The following is a 13856-nucleotide window of genomic DNA, read 5'->3' on the forward strand; positions in this document are numbered from 1 at the left end:
CAAGCCCCGCGATATGGATGAGCCCGACCTTCACATTGACACGCTGAAGATAAGGGCACGAAACCGCAGCAGCTCAAATGGCGAATGAGCTCTTCAGTACAACCGCTCTAAACTGGCGAACCGTCTAGATATAGAAACGATAGGATGCCTTCGGCGTCGCGTTGTCCGAAAGCTCGGTCATGAGTTCCCCGACCCGCCGCGCAAAGAGCAACGTGATCGGCAACCTCGAAATGCCGTCGCTTGAGTTCCAGTTCATTTTGGTCAGTGTCAGAATCTCCTTGGACCTCAGCTTCATGTCCGTCGGGAGCGCGCTTCCGACTTCGAGGGGCGCTGGAATGTGCATGCCGGGATATTCATTCCACCAGGGAATGTACCTTCCCGTGAAGAAATAGGATTGGTCCTTCAGCCGGCACAGTGTTCCACGCACGGCTCTTCCAGTCCCTTTCGAACCATCCGGAATGCGGTCGCCCGCATCCAGATGTAATCGACCGAAGCAACGCGGTCCTTGGCTGCCGCCGCAAAGCCCTTGAGCTCTTCGGGCTGGTAGCTCGACGTCTTATGAATGACGATCCTGTCCGGCGTGACACCGGCACGATCGGAATATTGCTGAAGGACGTCATCGAGCAAGCTCTTGGCCTGACCTTCGTTGAGATAAGGAAGGCGATCGCGGCGCTGGTCGTAGTCGATACTTGCGCCCTTGAGCGCAAACGGTTGCACATCGGTGGAATAGGCCTGGGCGACACTGGCATAGACCAGATGACCGCTGCGTTTCTTCATGTGATGAAACGAGATGCCGACAAAGCACACATTCTTTGGAAGATCCGTGGGACGCCACGGCACGCCCTTGGCCTTGTAATAGGTCGAGGTTGCCATATTCCAAAAGCGGGTCGCGAAGCTCTGGCCCTTGTCATCGGGGCGATCGATGGTGTCGCGCCGCAAAATCTGGATAGGGACCGCTTCGTCATGCGTCATCGCCCGCGCTTTCAGCGCGCGGTAGAATGTACGGAAAAGCAAGTCATCCGCCATCGTGTAAAGCGCTTCCGCTTGTTTCAGCTCCTCCGGCGATGGTTGAAATAGCGCCAGCTGGTCGCTTTCCTCTTCCGCGCGAAGGACTTCCAACGCCTTGCGCTCCTCGGGGGTCAACCCCGGATTGGCAACGCGCAGATCGCCGAGTTCGGGCTTGATGCAGACGAGGATGCAGTCGGGAGCATCGTCACCGTAAAGACTGCTGATGCGGCCATCGAACAGTTCGACCAATTCCTCGAATGTCCGGCCTGACACCGCGTCTTTGAAGAGCGAGGAGTAATGCCCAGGCTCGATTGGCCTAATCCATGCGTTGTCGGTGACAAAGCGGGAGTGCAGCGCCTTCTCAAGGCCCGGCCAATCCCGGAAACGGTTCGAGTTGCCTTCGGAGGCTGGCGCGAATTGGGACAGGCGTTGCAGCCAGCCCTTCGCCGCTTCAATGTCCTCCGGCAGGCCGATAAGGCCCAGCCTGATCGTCCTCAAGCCGCGGTCGTCAATCGGCCCGTGTTTCGCCAGCGCCCGGCGCGGATCGATGTCACGCGATGCGTTGGCGAACTCAAGCTCGGGCTCAGGCAGTGCGTCGATCTTCAGCGGAAGAGCCATCGATCAAACCTCCTTCCTGAACATCAACGCTTACGAAACTGCCCTCGAGCAGGAGATCACCGACCAGTGCATTGCCAATGTTGATGGTGGACCCTCCCTCGGCAAGAAACCGCGCCCAGAACGCGAGATCGCTTTCGACATTAGCATTGCGGTCGAACTTGATCCGCCGTGTTGCCTTGCTGGTGCGCATATAACCCGGCAACGGGGAAACACCGTCGCGCTTGGCGAACATGTAGAAGGGCTTGATCCGGATTCCCCAGATATCGGCCTGACGAACCACCTCGTACCCGAAGCCTTCGCATTCGAACCAGGTTTTCTGGCCCTCGCCGCGCCGCTTGACGACATCGCGGCGAACGTTCTTGCGAAGAGGGGTGTCGTAAATAATTGGGCGATTGTTTCCCTTGAGCGCCGTGAAGTAGGCGCGCTTGGCTGGGTATCCTTTCTTGTTCTTCTCGATGATCAGCCCCCTCGGCTCGAAGCGCTTCAGGTAGGCTTCGAAATGAATCCGGCATAGCCACGAGAACTTGGCTTGCAGCACCGGATCCTTGTCGACTTCTTCGAGAGAAATCGTCCTTGCCCGCCCATCAGCGACGGGGGCGAACAGCGTGTTCACGAGCACTTCGGGCGCGAAGGTCCAGAGATCGCCCGTTCGCCACTCGAACACGAACTCGCCCGCTTCACTCAAAGGTTCTTTTTCTCCGAGTTCGTCCCAGCGGCGAGCTGTCAGTTTGATGTGGGTGAGACCGGCGGGTATGGACGCGAACGACAAGAGGTTGAGCACATAGGTGCCCACGGGGCGGTTGTCGCGCGCGACAATCTCGGATCCGGCGGATGGTCGCAGACGAAACAATTCAGCCGTGAAGCTATCCATGCCAGGCGGGTACGCGAAAGTCGCCGCGCCGCCGAAGCCTTCGGCAAGCTCGCGCGTATCCGTGAGGCCCGTGCCGGCCCGTTCCATCGCACTGATGCCGAAGAATACGTCGCACAGCGCGCGGTTTCTAAGATCGCTGAATTGCGGAACCGGCTCGAAGGCTCCGTCGGGCCCGAGCGTCAAACGCCGCGAGGCTGCGGCGGAAGGGGCGCCGGGATTCGAAAACCGCACGAACTGCTGCGGCACGACATTGATGAGCGATGGTTGCAGCACCGAATAGTCGCGATGTACGATCATGTTGACCAAGAGTTCGACAAGGGCGCGGTCGGGATAGGCGGAACGGCTCTCGTGCTGGCGGCGGCCCTTGACCTTGATCTGCGGGTTGATCTTTTCTTCCTCGAACCAGTCCAGTACGGCCATGTGCTGGCTGATCAAATTTCCGCCGAAAAGCTTGCGCTTCTTTTCATTGACCGTGCCCGCGATGATGCTGTGCGGGAAAAAGCGGCCGGGATCGCGGCCAAACAGAAGCATGCAGCCGACGGTCGGGCGCTCGGTGCCCCCGTCGTTCACCAGGAGGCCGAGCTCCCGCATCAGCGGCTTGAGCTGCTGCGAGTCAATAGCGCCGCGCTCCAGCTTCGCGCTGTAACGTTTGAGCGTCGTTAAGGCGAGATCGACATCGACATCGGCCAACGTTGCCCCGGACACGATCTGGTCGTCGAACTGCTTGAGCTCTTCGGGTGAAGGAGGCGGGGCAAAGCGCTGAACACCCGCGAGCTCATGGTTGAGATCGCGAAACAATGCATCGAAGCTGTCAATCTCGAGGTACTGGAAATTACTGCCCAGACGCCGTGCCAGCGCATCGACCTGCGGATGGGGTGTATCGCCCTGCTTGTTGCACCAATAGACCCCGTGCCGGAATTTGATGCCCGTCTCCTCCCCAAGGAGCGAACTCATGATCGAAGGCTCGGCGCCACGATAGCCGACCACGACAAGCGGCGGGGCCTCGAGAAGGGGTGCGAGGCGCTGGATCAGTTCGGGATCGAGCTTTTGCGTTTCGCTGATGAGGTTTCGGTCGGTGTATTGTTCCGCCTTGCCGTGCAGCCACACGATCTGCGCGCGAGCAAAGAGGCCAAACTCATTGAAATCTTGCGGGCCGCGATTGACCTCGGCGACATGACGGATGTGGGGCTGCTTGTCATTCAGCGCCTTCGGAAGGCACACATCGAAGTTTGTCGTCAGGATCGTTCCCGCGAGCCCGCGCAAAACGAGCTCGGCAACGGCCCGATAACCTTCGCCGACCTCCCGACGCAGCGCCATCAGGTCGAGAAGCGAGCGTTGCCGGTAGGCTTCGGGTTTGAGGAGGTGCTCAACGACGAGCGGAAAATTCTCGGCAAGCTTGTCCTCGCCGTGAATGAACCAGCTTTGACGCTGGAGCCACGCCGTCCATTCCGACGGTTTGATCTGATCGGGATACGTTTTGCCGGCGAGGACGAAGTCGGCATAGGCCTGCTTGGCGAGGCGCCGCACGCTTTCGGCGGCCAAGGGAACGCCCGATGAGAAAGACGCACCGGCGCCGAAGAGGAAAGTCGGGCGTGCGTCGTTGTCAGGCTTCAAGAGCGAGCAAATGCGGTTGACGCTGGCGGAGTGGGGCATAGCTCGGAGGATCGCGGAATCCATGGAACAGAACAAGTACGAAATTCACTCTTCCCCAATTCTCCCCGCCGAAGCGGAGGCTGCGAGAAATAACTACCAAGTCACTGACATTTAATGACTATTCACCGCAACGCGGCACGGCGACGGGCGTGGGCGGCGCGGTGAGTGAGCAAATTGCCCCCTTACACGTGCACAACCCACTGCATAGGGTGTCCCTTCCCGCAACCTGACGATACCGTCAGATCGGGACGGAGGGATACGATGACTGCAATTGACGCCAAGGCCAGGAATGTTCGGGAGCTGCTCGGAGGAAAGAAGTACACCATCGATTATTTCCAACGTGAATACCGCTGGCGAACGAAAGAAATCGGCGAGCTGATCAGCGACCTGACGGTGCGCTTCCTGGCTAAGTGGCAGCCCTCGCACGGACGCGCCGAGGTCGCGAAGTATCCCTCCTATTTTCTTGGACCCATTATAGTCAGCGGCGAAGGCGGGGGCACGAGCGTCATCGATGGCCAGCAACGCCTGACCTCGCTTTCGATCCTTCTGATCTGGCTGCATCATGGGTTGACGCTGGAAGAGGATCGCAAGCAGATCGCGGATTTGATCTTCACCCGGCAGTACGGCGCCAATTCTTACAATCTCGATGTTCCGGAACGTACCGCCGCGATCGACGCGCTTTACCGGCAAGAGCCCTATAACCGGGATGGCGCGCCGGAAAGCGTGAGAAACATTCTTGACCGCTATGACGATATCGATGAGGCGATGCCTGAAGAGATCAAAGGGCCCGCGCGCGCGATGTTCGCCGACTGGCTGATCGAGCAGGTTTACCTCGTCGAGATCAAATCGCCCTCGGATGACGACGGTTACGCGATCTTCGAGACGATGAACGATCGCGGACTGCCGCTATCGCCAACCGACATGCTCAAGAGCCATCTTCTGGCCAACGCCGGGAGTGAGAGCGTCAAGGTCAAGCTCAATGCCTTGTGGAAGGGCAGGATTGACCAGCTGTTGAAGATCGACAAGGAGGAGGATGCCGACGCCATCAAGAGCTGGCTCCGCGCCAAGTTCGCGGACAAGATCCGCGAACGGCAAGCGGGAGCCCAGCCGGAGGATTTCGATCGCATCGGCACGGAGTTTCATCGCTGGGTTCGCGACAACGGCGCGCGCCTCGGCTTGACCGACCAGAGCAAATTCGCGCGGTTTGTCGAGCGCAACTTTGATTTCTACACGGGCTGGTACCTCAAGCTGCGCGAGGCAGCCCTTACGCTGACGGTCGGGCGCGAGGCGATCTATTGCAACGCCCTTGCCAACTTCACCATGCAGTACCCGCTCATGCTGGCTCCGATTCAAACGGGAGATAGCGATGACGTCGCGTGGCGAAAGGCGATGGTCGTGGCCTCCTTTGTCGACATTCTCATCGCCCGCCGCCAGTGGAACGGGAAATCGATCGACTACAACACCATGCAGTACGCGATGTTTCTTGCGATGAAAGAAATACGCGATTGTTCGGCTCCCGAAATGGCCGACCTTCTCAAGAAGCGATTGGACGCCGACGCGCCGCCATTCTCCTACAACACGCGATTCGGGCTGTGGAGCGCCAACAAGAAAACGGTTCGCCGCTTCCTTGCGCGATTGACGTTCTGGATCGATCAGAAGGTCGGCGTGAGCAGCAGCCTTGTTGCGTACCTGACGAGCACCGGAGCGCAAGGGTACGATATCGAGCACGTGATTCCAGACCAGCACGCGCCATACGTGGACATGTTCCCGGCGGAAGAGGATTTCCAGGAATATCGCAACCGGCTCGGGGATCTGTTGTTGCTGCCGCGGAGCTTCAACCGCAGCTATGGCGATCTTCCCTATCCGGAAAAGCGCGAGCATTACCTGCAGCAAAATGTCCTGGCCCAGACCTTCCATGAGAAGGCCTATGAACGAAATCCCGGACTTCGCCGGCTGATTGAGGAATGGGGTATTCCCTTCAGGCCTTACGATGAACTGAAAAAGATCGACCTCGAACAACGGCAGGCTGTGGTCACGCGCCTTGCGGAAGAAGTCTGGAATGCTGCGCGGCTGACCGACGCAGCCAATCCGCCCAATTAGCCGGGCCTGCCTATTTTTCTCACGCGCGCATTACCTGTTTTTCTAGTTTTTGCCATCCTTCATACATTCCGGCTCCTGCAGAATGTGAGTCACTTTGACAATGTCACGACCGGCGCCAACTTGCAGCTCGCACGGCTTGCCTTTGGATATGCCGAGAACGGTATGAGTGTCGGCAATCCCTTAAGGTCGTGCCACGCAACAGGGTGTTGTCGTCGAGCCTCCGGTAGGCCAGGGCACGTATCGACCCCGGCCGTTGCCGAACCCGTGATAGCCAGCCAGGGCGCGCTTGCGACAGAGACACGCGAGTGCTCTCCCTCGGAGGGCACGCTCAATCTATCGAGCCCCGTCAGGCATTCCCTAAACAAAAGTCTTATAAGCATTCGGGCACTATCGCCGTCGTGCATCTCAGCCCTAGCGGCTTCGGCGGATGAGATTATGCACCTGCCTTGCATAAAGGTCACCGTCGGGGTGGCATGAGATGCTCAGCCCGCCATCCTTCTCGGCGGCAAAAATGCGAACGCCTGGATCATCGAACCAGTTGAGGTCAACGGGATGCTCGGCAAATGGGTTCGTAAATAGGCGAAGCCCGTCGATCAAACTCTCCTTGTAGTCCTTCTTTTGAGCAATGATCCGGACCGGCTCGAGATTGTTGCGAATGCGCACGGCTTGAAAGACGAAGTCCCCTTCATCGTTGCCGAGAGCCCGCGCTTTGCCAAACGTCGCCGTCGTCGAATACAGGATGCCGCTGATATGCTTGAAGGCATCCGACCGGAATAGTCCCACCGCGACCGGCGCGCCATTGCTTTTCAGGACCTGTTTCTCCTCATACTGGTCGTAGAGCAGCCGCTGCATGGCCACGTCACCCAGCATATAAAAATCCTGTGTGCCGTAGTTCGAAATGGCGATGATGTAAGAGCGTCCTGCCATGAAAGGCTTGGCCGAATAACTGTCATAGCGCTTCGATTTGCCGAGGAGCGCGTTCGACAAACGGATGATGGATTGAACATATGCGGGGCCCAACTGGTCATGGGTGATGCCTGCCAGGGTCTTTTCCCACTCCGGCACGTCGTCATGCGCATGGCTCGCAATCGTCGCCTCAATGACAAGGGGCAGATCCCGCGCTACGAAATCCGGAGCGGCATGGGAGAAATCCACGTCAATTCCGAGCTCTTTGAGTACGGCAAAGAGATAAAGCTCCCAGAACCCGGAATTGTACGTCGTCTGGAATTCATGAACGAACTTTCCGTCGCGGTCGACGAACCCGTCCGCCCAACCTTGCAGCACGGCGCGTACGCCGGACGCACCGGCATCAAGCGTCCGAAGGAAGTTGGGATGCAGCCGGTCGTCAGACGTGACAGGCGTGATTAGGTCGAGGGCCATGGCGTGGGAGTTGTTTGCGGTCCGGTGTGACAATAAGCGATAAAAGATCGCGAAGGAACGTTCGGCGGTGAGCATCGATCAAGGGAGACCGATGCCCGTAAAACCCGTCAATTGATCCAGCAGTTTATCCTGAAACCGTGGATTGGAGGCCTCGCTCGCCGGCTGTTGCTGCCGAAGATGGTGCCAATAGCCTCCGCCTGTCAGCGCGGCCGGCTCATCGCTGATCGCAAGCCAGCTTTGGGTCCGCTGCCCAGTTTCAAGGTCCAGAGGGGCCGCCGGGCCGCCCATTTTCGTCCGCACCCATCCAGGGTCGACCGCGTTGCTCAGGACCTTGGGGCAGCGCCGCGCCAGCGCAAACGCCAAGGCGACCACGTGCAGCTTGCTCTCGGCATAGGCCTTGGAGGAATCCCAGGCTCGCTTCGTCCAATCCAGATCGTCCAGGGAACCTTCTCCGCCGCGGTGGAGGCCGCTACTCAGATACACAAGGCGAGCCGGGCGCTCGATCAGCGCCGTCAGCATGAAAGGCGCGAGCGTGTTGATCGCAAAAGTGTTCGCGTGACCCTCCGGGGTCGTTCCGCGGCTCCGCTGCGTATAGACCCCCGCGTTGTGAATGATCGCATCCATGCGCCCGATCGCGTTCACTTGGCCCGCGATCTGCTTGACCTCGTCGGCGCTGCTTAGGTCGCCGGTGACGACGCCGGCGGAGCGTGCGCCAAAGTCACCCATCGTGGCCGCCCGTGCCGTCGACCGCGCATGCAGGACAACCTCGTGGCCCATGCCGAGAAGTGACCGCGCCGCGGCCTGGCCGAGCCCGTCGCTGCTCCCGGTGATAAAGACCTTTGCCATGTTCACTCCCTGCATTGCTTAAGCTTGCCGAGCGACCAAATATAAGGCCGCACATACGCGTCGTCGAATGGACCATCTCGGCTTCAAGCAGAGTCGCCGGGAAAGGCTTGTGCTTCGGTTCCGCGTCTCGCCTCAATATGTGTTACCCTTGGACGTGAAAACCGACCCGCAATGACCGTCGATACCCCTCCCGATACATCGTTTTTGTCCCCCGAACAGGCGGACACGAACCGTCTCATAGACCAATTGCTCGGGACGGCCGTCGCGTACCGGTATATCGACTTTTGCCGCCTCGCCAGCGGCTCGCTGCCGCTGATCGTCTCGCGCCCTCTGGCGGGGCATGCCTTGCGCGAGCTCGATTCCCTAGTTCGCTCCGTTCTCGTGACACCCATGGAAGCGCGGGCGTCCGACAATGCCGATGAAGTGAAGCGGCGCGGTGAGGCACGAACGAAGCTCAAGGAATTGGGTTTTGATGAATCGGCCTTGCAACGCGCCGAAAAAGCGCTGAAGCCGAGCTTCAGTCACGCAAAGCAAATCCAGCATATCGTCACGCGGCTGGGTCTCGCGCCCGACGGCGATATCGCAAGGCTCTGGATCAAGCTCAATCAAACCTACGGGCGCGTGCACGAACGGTCCTTCCACGCCAACCTGCCCGTCGACGAAACCTTCAAGGCGGAGTTCGTCCGGCCTTTCGAGACGGTGATCCGCGCGCTCATGGTTCAACTGCAGGGGCGCTACGCCGCGTTGATGCGCCGCGTGAAGGAGATCGCCGCCGAGCCGCCGTCGCAGGGCGTTCGCCTCTTCGTCAACGAGATCCCGGGCGCGCTCCAGCTTCAGACGTATTTCTACGACAATCTATCCTCGCCAGCTTGGCTTCCGCACCTTGCGTCCGAGGGCCTCCTTGCCGAACCTCTCCCTAATCTTGAAGGCGGCAGCACCCTGCGGCTTTGGAGCTGGCCGGTCGGCCGGTATTTGAGGCGAATGGCCTGCTCGGAGGACGACGCGGCCCGCATGCAGGTCGCGCAAGCCATCCGGGCGCTCTCCTCATCCCAGCATGCCGATGTTCAACGCCTCGGCATGGAAGTGATCGAAGCTCTGCCTGTGGCCGAGGGAGCTTCGCTGGTTGATGTCCTCGGGGGCTGGATCACGCCCGCAACGGATCTCTTCACGGCCGCCCCACATAGCATCATCGCCAAATGGGCAGCCGCCGGTTTCGTCGCTCCCGCTGTCCGCGTGGCCCGCCTCGTCTTTCAGTTCTTTGATCGCAACGGGCAGCTCGGCGGGCATTTCGATGCCACTATGTACGAGCACTACCTCAACGAGACCGTCAAAGCCTTGTCCGCAGCCAAGCCGCTTGAGGCGCTTCCCGGCCTATGTGATTTGCTCATGGAGTCCTCTCGCGCCGACAATCGGCTGAGCCAGCGGGATGAAGCCGATTACAGCTACTACTGGCAGGCTCGTTCGAAGGCGATGACGCTCACGGCCATGATTTCCTCGGCACCCAGGTCATGGCCGTCGTGCGGGTGGCCGCCGAAGCCGTTCGCGCACATCCAGAGGATCTGAAAGCCGTCCTCGATCACTTGGCGCCCTATCAGGCCCGCATCTTCAGGCGCATGCGGCTTCACTTGCTGGCCATCTCACCATCCTCGGCACCCGATCTAGCAGCGGCGGAATTAACGGATCTTTCGCTCGTCGACCAAGAATGGTGCCGCGAGGAATATGCCGCCTTGGCGCGCGCCTGGTTTCCTCCGATCTGGAACAGAAAAAGATTCTCGCGCATATCGATTCCATCGCGGAAACCCATATTGGCTCCTTTCACAGCTGGTTCGAGCGGCAGGAGGGCCGCAAAGCCGGTGTGGACGACGAGCGACGCTATCGGGAAGAAACGGTTCGCGATGCCGTCTGGCAGTGGCGCGAGGCACTCCCTGCCGACAGGCTCGCGGCGGTCGAGAAAACCGCCGCTGAATTTGGCGATCCGGACGCTTGGCGGCAGCGGTTCTCAAGGTGGCCCGAAAGCCCGCTCAGCCAGAAGGCGATGCTTGAGCAAGCCCCCGCGGCCACTGCATCGTTTCTCGAATCCTGGCAGCCCAGCGTCACCGAGCAAAATAGCACGGCCAGCGCGTTGGCCGGTGAACTTCGCGAAGCCGTCGTCCTCAAGCCCGGACTGTTCTCGGGCGCGGCCGAAGCCTTCGCGACGTTGCGGCCCTTGTTCATCCGCCACTTCTTCGACGGGCTGATCCGCGCGACCGGCCAGGGCGCCTCCATTGCCTGGGGGCCATGCCTTGCCTTGGCCGAGACGGTATTGGAGCAATCGGCGAAGGGCACGTCCGAGGCGACGACGATCGCCGGCGATGACCCGGATTGGTCATGGGCCCGAATAGCCATGGTCGAGTGGCTCGCGGCATCGCTCGCGCAAGGCGCGCAAGGGATCGCGTTCACTTATTATGAGCGCGTCCGGACTCTTGTTCTTGCACTGACCAGCGTCGTGCCAACCGCGCCGGATCCCAGCGAAGAAGAGTTTCCTCACCTTGCCGAGCGTCCCTATTTTGCAGCCCGCCGCACGCAGATCGGCGCGCATCTTGAGCTTGCGCTTTGCTTTCTCTTCTGGAGCAGTAAGGACAAAGAAAGCCCCATCGGCAAGGTGCCGCGCGAGGCGCTCGCACACGATGCCGAGCTGCGCGCCGTGCTAGAAGCGGCGCTTGCCCGTGAAGGACAGGCTGGGCGCGCCGCCCGTGCGATCCTCGGCCGTCACCTCAACTCCCTGCATTACTTCGGGGAAGCCTGGTTACGCGAGCGGATTCCGCTCCTGTTTCCAAAAGCGGATCAGGCCGGCCGGCGGGCGGCCTGGATCGCCCATCTGGAAGATGACCGGCAACCGATCGCCGATCTAACCGATGCCCTTCATAACCTCTATTCCGAGCATGTCGCCGTGGCCGGACGCGATGACGAGGCCTATGGAGGCGAAGGCAGCCGAAAGCGGCTGGTCGATTATCTCATCGCGCTTTTTCTTTGGAACCGCTTGCCAGAAAACCTACTGCAAGAGTTTTGGCAACGCGTGCCGACCGCGCTATTGCGCGAGGCCATGTGGTTCGTGGGGCGCCATCTCGGCGATGACAATTCCCTTCGCGAACGGGCAAAACAGTACTGGGCCCGGCGCCTCGCGCTGGCTACCAGTGCCACGGACAAGGCGCCGTTCAAGAAAGAGGTCGGCCTCATCGGCATCTGGTTTTCCTGGGGCATCGACCCGGATTGGTTGCTCGATCAGTTGATGCTGCTCCTTCATGCCGGCTTCGCACCCAATGACGGCGTTGGCCTGCTCGACAAGCTCGCGGAACGGTTGCCAGGTAAAACCGATGAAATCGTCGAAGCGGTCCGGGTGCTCGTGCGCCATCCCGACCTGCAGCCCTGGATTTTCGGGGCGCAGGAGCAGGCACTCCGCAACATCCTCATCCAGGGGAATGCGAGCGCTTCTCCTATCACCGTGGCGGGCGTGAGAGAAATCATCTCGTTCCTGTCCTCGCGCGGCAACACCGCGTTTCTGGATCTCGATGATGGCCTACCGGGGCCACCAGCGGCGTCCTAATTTACAGCTGACCAGCCCAGCTCGATTTTGCTGGCAACCCGATACATTGCCGAAATACGATGCCGCATGCGGAAAACAATCGCCAATTCCGGGCAGGGCCTCTACGATCAACCTGCGCACGCCGAACTCGCGGACCGCGGCTTCCGCCGTTATCATCCGTTTTCATTCGATTTTGACTCCTCGCCCCTGAACCTTGACGAACCCGAGGATCATTGGGAAGAACATGTCAAAGAGACGCATCGGCAAAACCGCGCGCAGCAGATCGAGCGGCTCAAACAACGATATGGGCCGGAAAAGATCGAGGTCGTCGTCCAGAACGTGAGGGATCTCGGCGCGAAGTCGATGTCGCTCCTTGCCTATCACAATCAGTTTCATGAACAGGCGCGGCGCGCGTTTGTTATGGGTGCCTACTACCCCGCCCTCGTCGCCGCTTGCGCGCTGGGCGAGCGGATTCTCAACCACCTTATTCTCGACCTGCGCGACGACTTCAAATCCTCCGCGCATTACCGCAAGGTCTACCGAAAGGACTCTTTCGACAACTGGCCCTTCGCGGTCTCCGTCCTGGCGGACTGGAATGTCTTGGTGCCGGATGTCGATACGGAATTCCTTGCCCTTGGCGAGCTTCGCAACCGGTCCATCCACTTCGATCCCAAGACCTACACATCGTTGCGCGAGGACGCGCTCGCGGCGCTGAAACGCCTGAACGCCATCATTGCAAAGCAGTTCGGCTATTTTGGCTCTCAGCCCTGGTTCATCGAAAACACGCCCGGCGCGCAGTTCATCAAACGGGGATTCGAGACCAACCCGTTTGTTCGCGCCTATATCCTTCCTCGCGCCGGCTTTGTGGGCCCGCTCTATGGCATGACGCTGACGCCGGCCGGATGGCAGCACCTCGACTATGCCGATTATGGTGACGGCGAACTCAGCGATGAGGACTTTGCGAAACACTACCGGGACCGGGACATTGCAAAGGTGGCCTCCCGCGAGCTCATCGAGACCGAGCGTCAGGCGGCGAACCGCTCAGCAGACCAAATACCGGAGCCGGGGTCGTAATTGCCCGGCCTGTTATTCCTGATCGAGAACCTGCCGCTCGCCCGCAAAGCGGGCAGAGCTCCATGTCGGCATAGGCGCAGCCGGTAGCCTCCCGAGCACGCTGTCGCTCGGCCGGCACTTTGTTTGCCGGACGAGCGAACAGGCACTTAGGCGTGCAACGGATGGACAAGACGCGCGCGCTTGGTAACGCGGGCCGCCATGCAACGCCGGAAGAATGACGTAGCAATCGCTAGCATGGAAACCAGCGTGAACGAGCCGATGGCCAGGCGCACCTCTTTGGTCGTTGCGTCCAGCGCGCGGTTGGCAAAATCAAGCGCGTCCTTTTTGGCTTGCTCGGCCGCGGCCAACCCTTCGTTCTTCCAGCGCTCGGTTCGCTTCTGCCAGCCCCACGGGTCCTTGATGGACTGCGCGGTCTGCTCGAAGGGACGCGCAATCACGGGCCCGGCTTTTTCGATAGCCTTGCCGGCGTCGTCAACACCCTGCTTCAGGCCATCGAGAGGCTTGTCGGGAATAGGACGGTAAAACGGATGATATCCGCCAAAGTTCGGGCCGTGGCCCATCCGCCCGCCTGGGCGTGGTTCTGGAACAGCACAAGGAAGAAGCTCACTACAAACACGCTAGCAGTCAGACTGCGTTTGGTGCTCATGGATCTATCGGAACGTCCGTCTGAAATGGACCCCGATTGTGGGACCACGTGCTTAGTTGGAAGGGGCTGCTCCGTTTGATAGACGGAGCGCATGATGA

10 protein-coding genes are annotated in these 13856 nt (G+C 60.0%); 4 read left to right on the forward strand and 6 right to left on the reverse strand.

Annotated features, from left to right (window positions below; translation table 11 throughout):
* Window positions 1-124: 124 nt before the first annotated feature.
* From AAFX91_RS11740 to AAFX91_RS11750, 3 genes are read right to left on the reverse strand one after another with little or no spacing between them, the layout of a single operon-like run.
* Window positions 125-427 carry a hypothetical protein gene (locus AAFX91_RS11740; protein ID WP_394566544.1) on the reverse strand — a complete coding sequence of 101 codons (303 nt, stop codon included), beginning with the start codon at window positions 425-427 and terminating at the stop codon, window positions 125-127.
* Window positions 403-1626: a hypothetical protein gene (locus tag AAFX91_RS11745; protein ID WP_394566545.1), complete on the reverse strand. Its 1224-nt coding sequence runs from the start codon at window positions 1624-1626 to the stop codon at window positions 403-405. Before AAFX91_RS11745 ends, AAFX91_RS11740 begins: the two co-directional genes overlap by 25 nt.
* The gene (locus AAFX91_RS11750; RefSeq protein ID WP_394566546.1) at window positions 1592-4174 is read right to left on the reverse strand and encodes an SIR2 family protein; all 2583 of its coding nucleotides are present in this window, start codon (window positions 4172-4174) and stop codon (window positions 1592-1594) included. Before AAFX91_RS11750 ends, AAFX91_RS11745 begins: the two co-directional genes overlap by 35 nt.
* A 237-nt stretch (window positions 4175-4411) precedes the next feature.
* Here AAFX91_RS11750 and AAFX91_RS11755 point away from each other — a divergent pair, with 237 nt between their 5' ends.
* Complete coding sequence (locus AAFX91_RS11755) at window positions 4412-6250, forward strand: DUF262 domain-containing protein (protein ID WP_394566547.1); 1839 nt, start codon at window positions 4412-4414, stop codon at window positions 6248-6250.
* 411 nt (window positions 6251-6661) lie between these two features.
* Here AAFX91_RS11755 and AAFX91_RS11760 read toward each other — a convergent pair whose 3' ends face one another.
* Both AAFX91_RS11760 and AAFX91_RS11765 read right to left on the reverse strand, forming a co-directional pair.
* Window positions 6662-7705: a hypothetical protein gene (locus AAFX91_RS11760; protein WP_394566548.1), complete on the reverse strand. Its 1044-nt coding sequence runs from the start codon at window positions 7703-7705 to the stop codon at window positions 6662-6664.
* A gap of 3 nt (window positions 7706-7708) precedes the next feature.
* A complete protein-coding gene (locus AAFX91_RS11765) occupies window positions 7709-8476 on the reverse strand; it encodes an SDR family NAD(P)-dependent oxidoreductase (protein ID WP_394566549.1) in 768 nt (255 codons plus the stop codon).
* A 171-nt stretch (window positions 8477-8647) separates the two neighbouring features.
* Here AAFX91_RS11765 and AAFX91_RS11770 point away from each other — a divergent pair, with 171 nt between their 5' ends.
* The 3 genes from AAFX91_RS11770 to AAFX91_RS11780 all read left to right on the forward strand — a co-directional run bounded on the left by AAFX91_RS11770 (window position 8648) and on the right by AAFX91_RS11780 (window position 13112).
* A complete protein-coding gene (locus AAFX91_RS11770; protein WP_394566550.1) occupies window positions 8648-10039 on the forward strand; it encodes a hypothetical protein in 1392 nt (463 codons plus the stop codon).
* A gap of 139 nt (window positions 10040-10178) precedes the next feature.
* Complete coding sequence (locus AAFX91_RS11775; RefSeq protein WP_394566551.1) at window positions 10179-12059, forward strand: hypothetical protein; 1881 nt, start codon at window positions 10179-10181, stop codon at window positions 12057-12059.
* Between the two features lie 27 nt (window positions 12060-12086).
* Window positions 12087-13112 carry a hypothetical protein gene (locus AAFX91_RS11780; protein WP_394566552.1) on the forward strand — a complete coding sequence of 342 codons (1026 nt, stop codon included), beginning with the start codon at window positions 12087-12089 and terminating at the stop codon, window positions 13110-13112.
* Window positions 13113-13258: 146 nt separating this feature from the next.
* On the opposite strand, the gene AAFX91_RS11785 is transcribed toward AAFX91_RS11780, so the two are convergent.
* On the reverse strand, window positions 13259-13672 hold the full coding sequence (locus AAFX91_RS11785; protein ID WP_394566553.1) for a hypothetical protein: 414 nt from the start codon (window positions 13670-13672) through the stop codon (window positions 13259-13261).
* Window positions 13673-13856 lie beyond the last annotated feature (184 nt).

The sequence above is a fragment of the Bradyrhizobium sp. 31Argb genome (assembly GCF_043638955.1).
Classification (GTDB): Bacteria; Pseudomonadota; Alphaproteobacteria; order Rhizobiales; family Xanthobacteraceae; genus Bradyrhizobium.